Source organism: Njordella aestuarii (assembly GCF_056494165.1).
The window spans coordinates 5,499,897-5,514,670 of the sequence record NZ_CM151397.1; the positions used below are offsets into that span (position 1 = coordinate 5,499,897).

Annotated in this window: 12 protein-coding genes; 8 read left to right on the plus strand and 4 right to left on the minus strand. The window is 51.1% G+C overall.

Going from position 1 to position 14,774, the window contains the following annotated elements:
* Positions 1-23: 23 nt before the first annotated feature.
* A complete protein-coding gene (gene galE, locus SH451x_RS21545; RefSeq protein ID WP_479359205.1) occupies positions 24-1,025 on the plus strand; it encodes a UDP-glucose 4-epimerase GalE in 1,002 nt (333 codons plus the stop codon).
* A complete protein-coding gene (locus SH451x_RS21550) occupies positions 1,006-2,226 on the plus strand; it encodes a 1-acyl-sn-glycerol-3-phosphate acyltransferase (protein WP_479359206.1) in 1,221 nt (406 codons plus the stop codon). The genes galE and SH451x_RS21550 overlap by 20 nt, the downstream gene beginning before the upstream one ends.
* Before the next feature lie 4 nt (positions 2,227-2,230).
* Here SH451x_RS21550 and SH451x_RS21555 read toward each other — a convergent pair whose 3' ends face one another.
* A complete protein-coding gene (locus SH451x_RS21555; RefSeq protein ID WP_479359207.1) occupies positions 2,231-2,422 on the minus strand; it encodes a Flp family type IVb pilin in 192 nt (63 codons plus the stop codon).
* Positions 2,423-2,738: 316 nt separating this feature from the next.
* On the opposite strand from SH451x_RS21555, the gene SH451x_RS21560 reads away from it, so the two are divergent.
* The 5 genes from SH451x_RS21560 to SH451x_RS21580 are packed head-to-tail and all read left to right on the plus strand — an operon-like array spanning position 2,739 to position 9,596.
* Positions 2,739-4,580 (plus strand): ABC transporter permease subunit, encoded by a 1,842-nt coding sequence (locus SH451x_RS21560; RefSeq protein WP_479359208.1) that lies wholly within the window; start codon positions 2,739-2,741, stop codon positions 4,578-4,580.
* 2 nt (positions 4,581-4,582) lie between these two features.
* Positions 4,583-5,887, plus strand: coding sequence for a CNNM domain-containing protein (locus SH451x_RS21565; protein ID WP_479359210.1), 1,305 nt, complete (start codon positions 4,583-4,585; stop codon positions 5,885-5,887).
* Positions 5,888-5,898: 11 nt separating this feature from the next.
* The gene (locus SH451x_RS21570; RefSeq protein ID WP_479359211.1) at positions 5,899-6,858 is read left to right on the plus strand and encodes a CNNM domain-containing protein; all 960 of its coding nucleotides are present in this window, start codon (positions 5,899-5,901) and stop codon (positions 6,856-6,858) included.
* A gap of 35 nt (positions 6,859-6,893) precedes the next feature.
* Positions 6,894-7,979, plus strand: a complete 1,086-nt coding sequence (locus SH451x_RS21575; protein ID WP_479359212.1) for a ligase-associated DNA damage response exonuclease — start codon at positions 6,894-6,896, stop codon at positions 7,977-7,979.
* 12 nt (positions 7,980-7,991) lie between these two features.
* The gene (locus SH451x_RS21580; protein ID WP_479359213.1) at positions 7,992-9,596 is read left to right on the plus strand and encodes an ATP-dependent DNA ligase; all 1,605 of its coding nucleotides are present in this window, start codon (positions 7,992-7,994) and stop codon (positions 9,594-9,596) included.
* Positions 9,597-9,685: 89 nt separating this feature from the next.
* Here SH451x_RS21580 and xylA read toward each other — a convergent pair whose 3' ends face one another.
* The 3 genes from xylA to SH451x_RS21595 form a co-directional block, all read right to left on the minus strand.
* Positions 9,686-10,996 (minus strand): xylose isomerase, encoded by a 1,311-nt coding sequence (gene xylA, locus SH451x_RS21585; protein ID WP_479359214.1) that lies wholly within the window; start codon positions 10,994-10,996, stop codon positions 9,686-9,688.
* A gap of 127 nt (positions 10,997-11,123) precedes the next feature.
* Positions 11,124-12,032: a TFIIB-type zinc ribbon-containing protein gene (locus SH451x_RS21590; protein ID WP_479359215.1), complete on the minus strand. Its 909-nt coding sequence runs from the start codon at positions 12,030-12,032 to the stop codon at positions 11,124-11,126.
* Positions 12,033-12,140: 108 nt separating this feature from the next.
* Entirely contained in the window at positions 12,141-13,478 is a 1,338-nt protein-coding gene (locus SH451x_RS21595; RefSeq protein WP_479359216.1) for a zinc ribbon domain-containing protein, read from the minus strand.
* A gap of 156 nt (positions 13,479-13,634) precedes the next feature.
* On the opposite strand from SH451x_RS21595, the gene SH451x_RS21600 reads away from it, so the two are divergent.
* Positions 13,635-14,702, plus strand: a complete 1,068-nt coding sequence (locus tag SH451x_RS21600; protein ID WP_479359217.1) for a threonine aldolase family protein — start codon at positions 13,635-13,637, stop codon at positions 14,700-14,702.
* Positions 14,703-14,774 lie beyond the last annotated feature (72 nt).

Here is a 14,774-nt window from a genome sequence, read left to right on the forward strand (position 1 = left end):
TTCGCTCAGAAGCAGAGCTTGGAATGAATGTATTAGTTGTTGGTGGCGCGGGTTATGTCGGTTCGCATACAGTTCGCAAACTGATGGAGCATGGCGAAGAAGTGTGGGTCTACGATAATCTTTCCCGAGGACATGCGGCGGCGGTACCTGCTGGTCGATTGATTGAAGGAAACATGTCAGACCGTTCGAAGCTCGTGCAGGTTATGCAGGAGAAAGAGATCGATGCGGTTATGCATTTTGCGGCTTATGCGCTGGTAAATGAATCTGTAACGCAGCCGGCGATGTACTACCAAAACAACGTTGTGGCTGCGTTGGATCTGATGGAAGCGATGCGATCAGCAGGCGTCTGGCGATTCGTTTTCTCCAGTACTACGGCGACTTATGGTGAAGTCGCCAAGATGCCGATTACCGAAGACAATCTGCAGCTCCCGATCAACCCTTACGGTTTCTCGAAACTCGTAATTGAACGCGCCTTGCAGGACTACGCGGCCGCGTACGGTTTTGGCGTTGCCTGCTTGCGATATTTTAACGCTGCAGGCGCTAGTGAAGATGGATCGATTGGCGAAGACCACGATCCCGAGACTCATATCATTCCCATTGTATTGCAAGTTGCTTTGGGTCAGCGAAAGTTCGTCTCCATGTTTGGTCGTGACTATGCGACTCCCGATGGAAGTTGTATTCGCGACTATATCCATGTCAACGATTTGGCCTCAGCACATCTTTCGGCGATGCAGTTGCTCGAGCCAGGTCAAGTGATGAAGATGAACCTTGGCTCTGGTAAAGGAGCTAGTGTTCTGGAAGTGATCGAAGCCTGCCGCAAAGTAACTGGCCACGCAATTCCAGTTGTCGATGCCCCTCGGCGGGAAGGCGACCCAGCCTCGCTCATTGCGGACATCACGCTTGCCAAGAAAACGCTCGACTGGGCGCCCAAGTACAACGACATTGAATCGATTGTAGCTACCGCGTGGAACTGGCATAGCAAACATCCGCACGGCTACAAAGATTATGCAGCCGATAATAATTGAAAAGCCTTACAAGTTCATTCCTCCATGGCGTGGCACTTTTCTACCTTTCATTGCGCAAAAATTTCGTTTTATCGATTGGTACTTGCGGCGAAAGGAAGGAGTCGTCGACTACGAGTTGCGGGGACTTGAACATCTGCAGGAGTCCATCGCGCAAGGGCATGGCACATTACTTGCGCCCAATCATTGTCGATATGCAGATCCTGTGGCAATGGGCTTCATCGCTCGGTCGTTGAACGTCTATCCATTCCAGATGGCCAGCTGGCATCTATTTCATCACAGTGCATTTCAGAGTTGGGCGTTGACTGCACTGGGAGGGTTCAGTATTTATCGCGAAGGCCCTGATCGCCAATCATTGGATACAGCGATTGACATTCTGACACAGGCCAAGCGTCCACTGGTTCTATTTCCAGAAGGCGCAGTTTTCAGAACGAATGATCGTCTCCAAGATCTGCTCGATGGTGTCTCTTTAATAGCACGTGCAGCGGCAAAGAAGCGAGCGAAAGTCAACGAGCAGGATTTGGTCGTCGTGCATCCTGTGGCCATTAAGTATTTGCCGCTTGCCCCGGTAGAGTCGCTTGTTATACCGATGCTGAATGAAATTGAGAAACGATTGACTTGGGAAGCGCATTCGCAGCGTACTGCGACGCTTGTTGATCGCACAAACCGCGCGATGTTCGGACTGCTTTGCTTGAAGGAGATCGAATATTTCGGTCACACGCGCGAAGGAACTTGGATCGAACGGCAATTGGGACTGATCGACGAACTGCTGCGGCCTTCCGAGCTAGAATATTTGGGCAAGGGCGGGGCGGGTCCGATCATTCCACGGATCAAAGCGATCCGTTCCAGAATAGTGCCGGAATTACTCGCAGCGACAGAAGCAGCGGCAACACGCAGGCATTTATGGGATCAGCTCTCGCGAATTTATTTGGCACAACAGATTGCATCCTATTCGCTAGACTATCTGCAGGCACCGTCAACAGAAGCTCGGTTGCTAGAAACCGTCGAACAGATTTACGAAGATTTGACTGATCAGCAATTTCCAGTCAGGCCGCTCAAAGTGATTATTCAAATTGACGAGGCGATTGTTGTTCCGGCAAGCCGCGGCCGTGGAGAAGATAAGTTCGACTTGATGCAGCTGCTACGGAAAAGGATTGAGTCGATGCAAAGCGAACTAGCAAAGCTTTCGAAGCCGATTATGTAGCTGCCTACGGATTAAACGCGGAGTCGATTGCTTGAGCGGACGCATCGAAAGAGCTGCCCGTGGCGTTCGACATTTGCTTAACAGCACCGACGCAAAGGACCACGATCAGCGACAGCAGAACTGCGTACTCTGTCGCGGTTGGACCATCTTCCTGTCGTAAAAAGCGGCCAAAGCGAGCTATAGATTGCGTAAACATTAGCGCGTCAGTCTCATCATCTAACGATCTGTGGATTCGAGCGAGACGACAGCTGGATCTTTTCAGAGTGATCCATTACCTCGCGCCGCATTTGAACGATAGTTCTTTATCGGCAGCGACGCGCTTGAAGTCCCCTTTTGGCGTCGTTTTTATTAGCCTGACAAGGAGATTTGGTAATTTATTCGGTGGAACCGGCAAATTCGGCATATTTTTCCAGACCTCGATAAACTTGCCACCGGCATATCGTCAGATACCATTGCTTGGACCATAATGCGTCTCAGTCCATTCTTAATGCCAGATTCCAAGTAAGTACCGCATGCTCGGGCCAATTTTCGAACGAGAACTCACCACCTTACCACGACGTGGCAAACACTATTTCGGGCGTGTCGTATTCGCTTTATCGTTGTTCGTACTGTTATGCACCGCTTGGCTGTTGATGGCGGGCATTCAACCGATCCGAAATCTAGGTGATTTTGCAAGGTTTGGATCTTTGGTGTTCCAGATTCTGGGGCCGCTACAGTTAGTAATCTTGGTTTGCGTGGCGGCGATTGCTGGCACGATTTCCGTAGCGCATGAAAAAGACCGGAAAACGCTGATCCTGCTGTTGATGACGTCCTTGCGAAACAGCGAGTTGGTGGTGGGCAAAGCCGGTGGTGGCTTTCTGATTGCGATGAACCTTTTTCTTTCGGGGTTGCCGGTCCTGGCAATGCTGACGCTGCTGGGAGGCGTGTCGACTTCCCAAGTTATGCTCCTTGCTTGGGTTACCGTCACGACCGTGGCGGCTGCGACGGCGTTGGGGGTTATCGTTGCGTTTTGGCGCGAAAAAACCTTCCAAGCGATCGCCATTACGATTCTATCGGTCGTTCTCTGGGTGACAGCTTGCGAGATCATTGCGCGAGGCTTTATCGGCGGCGTTTCGCCAGAAATAGCAACGATCTTGAATCCGTTTCGCGCAGCGTGGATTTTGTGCCAACCAATGCCGCCCGAGTCCATCGCCGACTCCGTAGGAGGCTTGTCATTTTTATGCGGCTCGTGGATGCTCTTGGTGACTACGATGCTCTTGTGGCGTGCAATTGTTATGCTTCGGATTTGGAATCCATCTCGTGAAGCTCGCCCTCAAGCTGTTGAAGATGAAGACGATCATGTGGTGGCCCTGGCAACAAATGAACAACAAGCATTTACTACGGACGCGTCTGTTAATCAGCCGAACACTAAACGCGAAGTAAAGGCCTGGAAAAGCCGAGCTCCGCGTCCGGTTTGGAACAATCCAATTTTGTGGCGCGAGATGAGGACTTGGGCTTACGGTCGAAAAGTTTTGATCGTTCGCTTTGCCTATTTGTTGTTAGGCGTGCTTGTAGCTGCCGGCTTATTCCAAATGCAACATGCCGGTGAATTGTCGTCACGCAGTATGATGGCCCAAGAGTTGATTCCAAGTGCGGCCAAATTGTTAGCACCTTTTTTCGTGATCTCGCTGATCATTATTAATGCCCTGGCCGTCAATTCGATTTCTAATGAGCGTGACAGCCAGGCTCTTGACCTGTTGCTTGTAACAGAAATTACGCCTCCGAGCTTTCTTTTTGGCAAGTTATTTGGAGTGCTGTACGTTTGTAAGGAAATGTTGCTCGTTCCGATTGCGTTGTGCGTCTATTTGTGGTCGTTCAATGGCATAACCTCAGAGAATCTCGTCTTCACAATTTGTGGGCTTATTGTGCTAGATTTTTTTGTAGGCATGCTTGGTATCCACTGCGGAATTATTTATTTTCGTTCCCGCACCGCGATTGCAACAAGTCTTGGGACAGTCTTCTTTTTGTTCCTAGGAGTAGTCACGTGCATGCTGATCATGATCTCATTCCAAGGATCTTTCAGTCGGCAACTTGCTCCGTTTCTTGCAATCATATTGGGAGGGGGTGCTGGCCTGTATTATGCACTTGGCAATCGCAACCCTTCGCCTGCGATTGCACTGGGCGCATTTGCCTTGCCGTTCCTGACTTTTTTCTCGATCACCAGCTTTATTTTGCGTAACCAGGAATTGACCGTATTTAGCGTGATTGCTGTCGCGTATGGTTTTACAACACTGGCAATGGCAATCCCCGCATTGACCGAATTTGACTTTGCCTTGGGACGAACGCCAACAGCGGAAGATGCGGAGGGAGGATAATTTTGCTCGCGGAATTTCTCGCAGCGTCGATCAATACGATTCAAGCATCTGGCCTCTTTGTGGCGATGCTGTTCTTGTTAGCCGGTTCGGCCTTCTTTTCAGCCAGTGAAGCTGCACTTTTCTCACTGAATTGGAATCAGATAAATAGCACGAATAAGTCACGGTTGGTTGACCGAGTAATCTCGCACCTCCTAGCTAAATCTGATCGTTTGCTTTCATCAATATTGTTCTACAATTTAAGTATCAATGTTACTTACTTTGCGATTGCCACGATTCTTGCCAACTCATTCACTGTGACGAGCCCAACTGCGGCTATTGCGATTCCACTGGCGAGCCTCGCGGCAATCATTTTGTTCGGGGAGCTTGTCCCGAAAAGCTTGGGTGTTGCGGCACCGATGAATGTGTCGCGCTCGCTTGCAATTCCGCTATCCTGGGCCGTATCTGTGGCGGCCCCGATAACGCCGCTCCTGCAGAGCATATGCGAATTTTCGCGGCGTCTGATCTGGCCAGGAATGTCGCCCGAGCAATACATGGACGTTACAGACCTTGAACGTGCCATCGAACTGAGCGGTAGCGATGCATCTTTGATCAAGCACGAGAAGGACATGCTTCAAAACACCGTTCAATTGTCCGTGGTCAGAATCGAAGAATGGATGCGGCCTCGATCTTCGTTTCTCACTGTTGATTTGCATGCTGATATCGCTTCCGCGATTTACGCACAAACGGAAACGCACGAGACCAGCAGTATCGACTATGTCCTGGTCAGTAGCGACGCGTCAGAAGTAGCCGCTTCGATTCGGCTGGCCGACATTCCGTATTCTCGTGACGTACACTGGCCAACCTACATCCGCTCCGTTTTAATCGTACCTTGGTGCCAGACACTTGGTGATGTTTTCACGTCAATGCAAAGTTCGGGAAATCATGTTGCCTTGATTGTAAATGAGTTCGGCGAGTCCATCGGAGTAGTTACTTACGAAGATTTAATCGAATCCGTGTTCTGCACCGACAACTCAAAATCCGAAGCTTTTTCACAGCCCGCCTTTGACCAAACCGGAAACTTACAATGGGAAGTCACCGGATCGACTAGTCTTCGACGCATCGAACGAGCTCTTGGCATGAAGCTGCCGAAGGGACGACATGTGACCGTTGCTGGCGTGCTACAAAACGAGCTGCAGCGACTACCGCAAACCGGAGACACCATTCAGTGGGGAGATTTCAACATCGAAGTTTGCCAAGTCCCGCGACGTGGAGAAATGTTGTTGCGCATGAGCCAACGTGACCCTGCTGCCGAAACGACTACGGAGTAACAGCTGAATCTATGCTCCTCGCAATTGCAATATTTTTGATAGGTCTAATCGCTAGCTCCTTTTTTAGCGGAACAGAGACCGGATTGTACCGTGTCCCTCGAGTGCGATTAGTGCTGGACGGCGTCTCTGGATCATGGACTGCCAAATTTCTGCTTTGGCTCACCAATCACCCCGCGGCTTTTGTATCAACGGTCCTTGTGGGCAATAACATTGCCAACTATTGCGCCTCGTTCGGCATGGTGGCGTTCGCAGGTGCACTGTTTGGCGAATCCAACACAACTATCGAATTAACGATGACATTATTGGCGACTCCCATCCTGTTCATCTATGGTGAACTTCTTCCCAAGTCGCTCTTTTACAACGCTCCGTTTCGGTTGCTTACCTTCTGTGGAGGACCGCTGTTTGTAGTCTCAATCCTGCTGTCACCGATTTCCTTGCTGCTTTATTCCGCCAGCCTTGCCGTCCAACGATTTTCGGGCCATACACCTCTCAAAGTTTTTCCGGGCTTGGCACGGCGAGAGCTCAAGCGAATGTTACACGAGAGTACCGAACTTGGACTATTGTCGAACACACAACGAGATATTTCGCAAAACATTTTGGCTTATGGTGGCACTACGATCAAGCAATACTGTATGCCCGTTCGAGGACTGAAGTTAATCGCAAGCGATACGAGTCTTGCGGAGATCGCCACTGCCGCCACGCGTACAACCGGGAACATTATCGCAGTCAAACATCCGCGGATGGACCGTCTTGTAGGTTATTACCGCAAGTCCGACTTGTTAACGAATCCACGAGAAGTCCCGAAACTGCGTGCATTAGTCACCTTGACGCCAGAGACGACGCAAGCAGTCGCGTTGAGTAAAATGATGTGCCAAGGCTGCGAGTTAGCACGTGTTATTGACGCTCAAGGCGAACTGGTTGGTGTTGTCCTCCAACAACGACTGCTCGGTCAAATGTTGCAGCAAGACTAGTTGGACTGCCACTGGTCTGCCTGTGATAATGCAGTATGGAACCAAATGACTTTTCCACACTGTTAACGCTGACGGCTAACGGACTTTACTGTCCCGCGGGTGACTTCTATGTCGACCCGTGGCGACCAGTCAAACGTGCGGTTATTACGCATGCCCACAGCGATCACGCACGTTGGGGCTCAGAAAGCTATCTTGCTACGAAACAGTGTGAGTCTTTCTTGCGAGTTCGATTAGGAAAGGATCTAAACCTTCAAACCACAGCGTACCGAGAAATCATTACACTCGGATCAACAAGAGTCTCGCTTCATCCCGCTGGACATATTCGCGGTTCTGCGCAAGTTCGTATCGAACATCAAGGCAAAATCGCTGTTGTGACTGGCGACTACAAGCGTGGTACTGACCCAACGACAGAGACGTTTGAACCGCTTAATTGCAACTTGCTGGTAACGGAGAGCACATTCGGTCTGCCTGTATTTCGTTGGCCTAAACCAGAATCTGTTTACGATGAAATTAATCGATGGTGGGCGTCGAATAAAGCAGACGGTAGAACAAGTATCATTTATGCCTACGCCGTTGGTAAAACGCAACGCATCATGGCAGGACTAGATGCATCCATCGGTCCCATCTATTGTCATGGCGCTGTGATGGTCGGCAATCAAGCTTACTTGGACTCCGGCGCAACTCTTCCGCCCTATGACAGTGTTGCGAACGTAGAGGCCCGCGACGGTCGCAATGCAAAATGGCACGAGGGCATAGTGCTTGCGCCCCCGAGTGCGCACGGTACTCCCTGGCTGCGCCGTTTCGGCAATATTTCTACAGCGATGGCTTCTGGCTGGATGGCAATTCGAGGCTCACGCCGACGTCGAGCAATCGATCGAGGATTTGTTTTGTCAGATCACGTGGACTGGCAGGAATTGATCCAAACTGTGGACGAATGTGCGCCGGAGGCAGTGTGGGTTACGCACGGTTTTTCGGAAACAGTCGCCAGATACTTAAGCGAAAGGGGCACTCCCGCTAACTCGTTGAAGACCGAATTTGTAGGTGAAACTAGCGACGGAAAAGACGAGGACATTCCAGGTTCAGAGTCTTCAAACCAACCCGTCGCCGAAGGCAGCGAGTAATAAAAGGGAACCATGCGAGCTTTTGTAGAGTTGTATCAGTCGATCGATCAAACGACAAAGACGAATGAGAAGGTCGCTGCCATGGAGGCATACTTTGCGACTGCTTCCGCCGCCGATGCGGCTTGGGCGATGTACTTTCTGAGCGGTCAAAAACTCCAACGGCTGATCAATACCAGTCGGCTTAGGGAATGGGCAGCTGAACTTGCCGACATCCCGCTATGGCTGATTGAAGAGTCTTATGATTGGGTCGGCGACCTCGCAGAAACACTCGCAGCCGTTGTTCCAGATGCCGATATCGATGTCGAAGGGACGCTGACAGAGTGGGTGGAATCCAAACTTCTACCGCTTCGCAATCTTTCTCCTGAAGAGCAACGTCCTTTAGTACAAAAATATTGGCAGGAGATGAGCCTGCCTCAACGTTTTGTGCTAAACAAACTCGTCACGGGATCATTACGAGTCGGTGTAAGCCAAAAGCTCTTGGTCCGCGCGTTGGCGAACTGGTCAGCTGTTCCGGTGGAAGTTCTCTCACACCGTTTGATGGGAAAATGGAAGCCGACACCTGAATTTTTCCGCGAAGTCATCAATCCTAACCAGAACTTTGTTCAAGACTATCAACCTTATCCTTTTTGTCTGGCTCATCCGATTGAAGGAGATATATCGCAGTTAGGAGTCGCCTCTGATTATTTAGCCGAATGGAAGTGGGATGGAATTCGGGCCCAGGTTATTCGTCGCTCAGGCCAATTGTTTGTTTGGTCACGCGGCGAAGAAAGGCTTGAGGATCGATTTCCAGAGTTTAAAGAACTTTCAATCTGCATTCCCAATGGTACGGTACTGGATGGTGAGATACTTGCTTGGAAAGACGCTCAACCGCTGCCCTTTGCAGAATTGCAACGCAGGATTGGAAGGAAGACAATTGGCAAGAAACTTCTAGCAGAAGTCCCAATCGCCTTTGTCGCGTTCGACGTGCTCGAACACAACGGACAGGACTTACGGGACCAGAGCATCCAAGATCGTCGCCATGTGCTCGAGTCGTTGGTGAGTCAAGCCGATTGTTCAATGCTACAACTCTCTCGCCAAGTCGTGCGTTCCAGTTGGAGCGAACTTGAGAACGACAGACAGTCCTGCCGTTCTGTCGGTGCTGAAGGTTTGATGTTAAAGCATTTGTCTTCAGCCTATGCTGTTGGGCGAGCCAGGGGTTCGTGGTGGAAATGGAAGATCGAACCATACGCGATCGATGCCGTGCTGACCGCTGCACAGCGTGGTCATGGTCGCCGTGCAAGTCTATACACTGATTACACATTTTCGCTGTGGCACAACAATGAACTCGTGCCGTTTGCCAAGGCATACTCAGGGTTGACTGACGTAGAACTGCGTAAAGTTGATCAGTTTGTACGGCAGAATACCATCGACCGCTTTGGTCCCGTACGAACAGTTACTCCCAAGCTGGTGATGGAGATTGCTTTTGAGAATCTGCAAATTTCCAAGCGTCACAAATCTGGCGTCGCAGTTCGATTTCCACGGATTCTACGTTGGCGGCATGACAAGCTACCCGAGCATGCCAACAGCCTGGACGATCTGACCGCGCTGATGCCAAACTCGGAGAGTAAATCAGAATAGCCGTCCAGACATTGCGAGCCGTAAAACGATCAAAGCCCGCATGGGGGCCACGCGAGCTTTGAATTGGTTACGTCAGATCAGCTAACTGATTAGAGATACCAGTTGATAATGTTCTCGAGCATTTCTTGGCGACCGCTTTGGTTAGCATCTGCTTCGCCTTTGCCCAGCATATACTTTTCTAGCGATTCAAAGTCAGCTTTGCCCGCTTCAATATCTGCACCGATACCGCTATCCCAGGTGCTGTAGCGGTCCTTAACGAACTTATCTACGACACCTTCGGCTCGAATGGCCGCAGCGATCTTGAGACCTCGCGCGAAAGCATCCATTCCGCCGACATGGGCGTGAAACAAGTCGATTGGCTCGAAGCTTTCACGACGAACTTTGGCATCGAAGTTCACACCGCCGCTTCCAAGGCCGCCGTGCTTCAATATAGCCAACATGCACTGGGCGGTCAGATAATAATCGGTTGGGAATTGATCGGTATCCCAGCCCAGCAACAAGTCGCCCGTGTTGGCGTCAATGCTGCCAAGAGCACCTTGATGTCCAGCATAATCAAGCTCGTGCATCATGGTGTGCCCGGCAAGCGTAGCATGGTTCGTCTCAAGGTTCAACTTGAAGTAAGGCAGCAAATCGTAAGCTCGTAGAAAGTTCAAACATGCTGCTGCGTCGGAGTCGTATTGATGCTTGGTTGGCTCCTTAGGCTTTGGCTCGATCAAGAACTGGCCTTTGAAGCCGATCTTCTTGGCATAGTCGACTGCCATGTGGAAGAATTTTGCCAAATGGTCAAGCTCACGCTTCATGTCGGTGTTGTAAAGGCATTGATAGCCTTCACGACCGCCCCAGAAAACGTAGTTTTCACCGCCCAGTTCGTACGTGAGCTCGATGGCCTTCTTTACTTGTGCCGCACCAAATGCAAACACGTCCGCATTGCAACTGGTAGCAGCCCCATGCATAAAGCGAGGGTTGCTGAACATGTTCGCCGTGCCCCACAACAGCTTGACGCCAGTCTTCTGCTGATGCTCTTTCAGCGACTTACCAATCCGGTCGAGGATCTGATTGCTTTCCTTCAAGCTTTTGCCTTCCGGTGCAATATCCCGATCGTGCCATGCGTAATACGGTGCATCCAGCTTCTCGAAAATCTCAAACGCGACTTCCACACGGCGAAGCGCATTATCGACCGAATCAGTTCCATCATCCCAAGGACGAACGGCTGTACCAGGTCCAAACGGATCGGAGCCAGTTCCACGCATCGTGTGCCAGTAGACGATCGAAAATCGCAAGTGTTCCTTCATGGACTTGCCTTCGATCATTTCCTCTGGATTGTACCAGCGAAATGCGAGCGGATTGCGGCTCTGCGGACCTTCGTATTTGATCTTCGAAATTTCTGGGAAATAGCTCATTTTTTCTTAGTATTCGAGGAGATTTGACAGTGAGAACAATTTCTGTCGATTGTGTACCAAGTCTGACAAGTCAGCCAGACCACTAAGACCATATTTCGCGATGACTTTTGGTTTTCGTACTTAACAATCAAACGGCGTTCGCGAAAAAAATCAGCAATAAGATGGCGACAATTATGGCGAAAACGACCAAGATCGTGATCGAGATTTTGGCCACAGAAATTGGAGCAGTTCCGTTGATTTTTCCTGTTTGTCCGTTGATTAACACGCGGTAAGGTTTCTCGCGGTACTGATAAACCATGATCCAGACGGGTGCAAGCAAGGGGTGGCCGATCATGTCCGAAATCACAACGTTGACTCGTAAGTTTCGCACGCGGCCGTTGAAATACTGCTGACATTGTGCCGCATCGGCAGCTTCAATTTTGCTGCGGGCGATCATGCGAGCTTCTGTCAGAGGCAATCGAAAATCTTCCACGACTGAATTTGCCAAGTCGACGGTCTTTGGATCAACGCCTAGATCGATTCGAAACGGAGCGATCTGATCAACTTCCCAAGTCGACAGCACGCTGCTGGCCTGAACCATAATCGCATGGTGTTCGCCCTGATGACGACCGCTGAGAGCGTACCAGTCGGCTCGAGAAGCTTTTGGTGGTGGCGATTGGTCACCGGTCCAATACGTTTTCGTCCGCGCTCCGAAGACCCAAAACGGAACATAAACCGCGGTGGCTGAGGCAATTACCGAAGCAGCCGCGGTGTCGCCGGGCCTCCAGAAACCTTGAGCCAGCCAAGCCCGCAAGGCTTGTTCAACTTGAGAACGATCGATTTGATTTACAAGCACAGCTTCAGCCCGCAGCGTCCGTGCGTCCTTCAACTCGTGCATCCTCGTTGAACCGCAAAACGGACAGCGCAGCGTCTTTGCAGAAGCGTCATAACTCATCGATGCGCCGCAGCTATCACACTGGAAGGCGTACACTGAGGCGACCTGAGTCGTCGCAACGGCCTCTTGCGCTTCTGCGTTCGCTTTACGCTTGGCGGCCATCGTCGCTGTACGGTTCTCCGTCCCGCAGTTCGAGCAAAAGAGATCTTCTTTCTCGACAAAGCAACGACAGATGCGACAACGAGGTTTTACGGAACTGAGCTCATCCATTTAACTGGCAGCTCCATTCAAAATCAGAACCAACACGACAATGGCTGCGAGCAATATCAGCCCGATGATGATAGCCACAGCTATACGGACGGAAGAGATCGGTTTTTCACCGGCAAACTTGCCTGTCTGTCCATTGACGAGAAAACGATAGACGCGATCTCGATAGCGATAGCTCAGGATATGAACCGGCAGCAAAATCAAATCGGTCTCGTTCAGCTCGAAATGAGTATTTACTTGCAGCCCCGAGTGCGTATCGCCCGGCATCATCTGCCGAATATTGTTGATCTCACGAGAGCGAAACTCTTCTTCCGCAATCGTTTGCGCTTGAGTATAGTCGATGGCGTATTCCTCGGAAATCCAGCCCGCCAAGTAAAACGACTGGAAGCGAGTGAGTGCGCGCAGATCATACGGCTGGATGCTCAGTGACTCTTGCTGCGTTAGGCCCTTCGAGGCTGAAACCAAGTAACCGAAATAGTATCGTTCATGCTGACCTGAAAGCGGATCCCATTCGGTCTCACGCACGGTGCGTGTCCTCGTTTCCCACTTACCATCCGATGTTTTAACCCGATACGTTTCCGTCCGATACCAATACTGGCCGATCATGGCATTCCAGCTGCTCTTGGCCGCGTAAGCATAATGCCAGAAGGGAACGTAAACGCCCATCTGTTTTTCCGATACCGCCCGCAGCGAAAGATCACTCGGCCGAAACCAACTGCGACGTTGAATCCATTCGCCAAACTTTTCCAAGGCTTGCTCGCGAGTTATTCCGAACCCAATTACAAATTCAGGAGCACGTCTGTCCGTCGCTGTCGAATCGATCTCTGCGACGTAATTCGAATCGCAAAACGGACAACGGTAAGCTCGCTGGCCAGCCGATGTCGCTATGTCACTGCCACAATTTTGACAGTGAAATACGTGCGACTGATCATCTTGGGCTGCTGCAGTTGTTTGGGGCAATGCCGGCGGACGTGACGAGCTTGCGACCACAGGAGTATTGTCGAATGGCAATCCACAAGCGTTGCAGAACTTGGATCCAGATGACCGAGGCGACCCGCAAGCGGAACAGGGAAGCGGAAGCGTGGTCACCGGTCCCGGGACAGGTTGCTGCGGCGGCGAGAGTTGGTCGGTCCATTCCACCAATGTTCCGCCATCGACCGTGGCTGTTTGCTTGATTCGTCCGCGCGTTCGCTGGCGTTTTTCGTTCTGCGTTACAATTTCATTCCATTCAGCAACTTCGTTTCGCGGTGGGACCATGCGCGAACGATCAGGCCGAATCGCGGTAGAGTGCGGCTTGTCGGCAGACTGGTCAGTGGATTCAGATTCAAACTCGCGCGGCATTTCCTATGTGCTTTCCGAAGGTCCTTCAAGATAACATACCTATGGCGATTATCGGATATGCCTTAAAACTCAATGTAGTTCGTCCGTCAGTCGTGAACCTTTGTTGCGGACTTCCCACTTTCCAGAAACCGACGAAAAGCAACGGCGCTGCATAACATGGAAATTGACTTACGAAGCGACACAGTGACTCGACCAACTGCGGCCATGCGCGAGGCGATGTCGCGAGCAGAAGTTGGCGATGATGTCATCGATATCGATCCTACCGTAGCCGAACTGGAAGCTTACACGGCAGAATTGCTCGGCAAAGAGGCGGCCATCTTTATGCCTAGCGGCACGATGACGAATCAAATTGCAATTCGCGTGCACTGCAAGCCGGGTGATGAATTTCTGTGCGAAGAGTTTTGTCATATCTATAACTGGGAACAAGGAGCATTCGCACAGTTAAGCGGCTTGGTGGCTCGCACAATTCCAGGTCAGGACGGGATTTTGAACGTCGCTCAACTGCGGGACAAAGTTCGGCCTCTTTCCGAACACAGCGTCAGGACAAAATTGATTTGTCTGGAAAACACGCACAATCGAGGTGGCGGACGAATTTGGCCGTTCGAGCAGCTTGTTGAAGTATGCGAGTGGGCTCGTGAAGCTGGATTAACGCGGCATTTGGACGGTGCTCGTTTGTTCAATGCGGCCGTTGCCAGCAGAATCTCTGAACGGCAGTGGAGCGAGCATTTTGAAAGCGTTTCGGTTTGTTTTTCGAAAGGCTTAGGCGCTCCCGTCGGTTCAGCCTTGGCGGGCAGCCGTGAGTTCGTAATGGAAGCGAGACGCGCTCGCAAGCTGTTCGGCGGCGGCATGCGTCAAGCCGGAATCATCGCTGCCGGAGCACTTTACGCCTTGAAAAACCATCGCGACCGTCTGGCTCAGGATCACGAACATGCAAAATTGCTCGCCGAATCAGTACGCGAGATAGCGTCTGTCGCGTTGGTACCGGCCCAGGTCGACACGAACATCGTCGTCTTGGAGTTAGGTGAAAGCTTGCCGGCGGCACGTGATGTCGTCGAAGCTCTAAAAACCCGAGGGCTTCGCGCGATGGCAATATCCCAGCGACATGTTCGCTTGGTGACGCATCTGGATGTGGATGCGGACCAGATTCGTCAAGCCTGCGAAATACTGCCTGAAACGCTGACTGAACTCGCTGGCACGTCGATTTCGAGTGAAATGAACGCATAAATCGCGTATTCTTGCGGAAGTCGCCCAATATATGGTCCGTTTTGCTGTTGATTCATAGCGGGCCGTCGCTAT

Excerpts from the sequence above, each read along its gene's own strand:
- SH451x_RS21595 (WP_479359216.1), bottom strand. The coding sequence starts at position 13,478 with ATGCCGCGCGAGTTTGAATCTGAATCCACTGACCAGTCTGCCGACAAG.
- SH451x_RS21590 (WP_479359215.1), bottom strand. The coding sequence starts at position 12,032 with ATGGCCGCCAAGCGTAAAGCGAACGCAGAAGCGCAAGAGGCCGTTGCG.
- SH451x_RS21600 (WP_479359217.1), top strand. The coding sequence starts at position 13,635 with ATGGAAATTGACTTACGAAGCGACACAGTGACTCGACCAACTGCGGCC.
- SH451x_RS21550 (WP_479359206.1), top strand. The coding sequence starts at position 1,006 with ATGCAGCCGATAATAATTGAAAAGCCTTACAAGTTCATTCCTCCATGG.
- SH451x_RS21575 (WP_479359212.1), top strand. The coding sequence starts at position 6,894 with ATGGAACCAAATGACTTTTCCACACTGTTAACGCTGACGGCTAACGGA.
- SH451x_RS21560 (WP_479359208.1), top strand. The coding sequence starts at position 2,739 with ATGCTCGGGCCAATTTTCGAACGAGAACTCACCACCTTACCACGACGT.
- xylA (WP_479359214.1), bottom strand. The coding sequence starts at position 10,996 with ATGAGCTATTTCCCAGAAATTTCGAAGATCAAATACGAAGGTCCGCAG.
- SH451x_RS21555 (WP_479359207.1), bottom strand. The coding sequence starts at position 2,422 with ATGTTTACGCAATCTATAGCTCGCTTTGGCCGCTTTTTACGACAGGAA.
- galE (WP_479359205.1), top strand. The coding sequence starts at position 24 with ATGAATGTATTAGTTGTTGGTGGCGCGGGTTATGTCGGTTCGCATACA.
- SH451x_RS21580 (WP_479359213.1), top strand. The coding sequence starts at position 7,992 with ATGCGAGCTTTTGTAGAGTTGTATCAGTCGATCGATCAAACGACAAAG.
- SH451x_RS21570 (WP_479359211.1), top strand. The coding sequence starts at position 5,899 with ATGCTCCTCGCAATTGCAATATTTTTGATAGGTCTAATCGCTAGCTCC.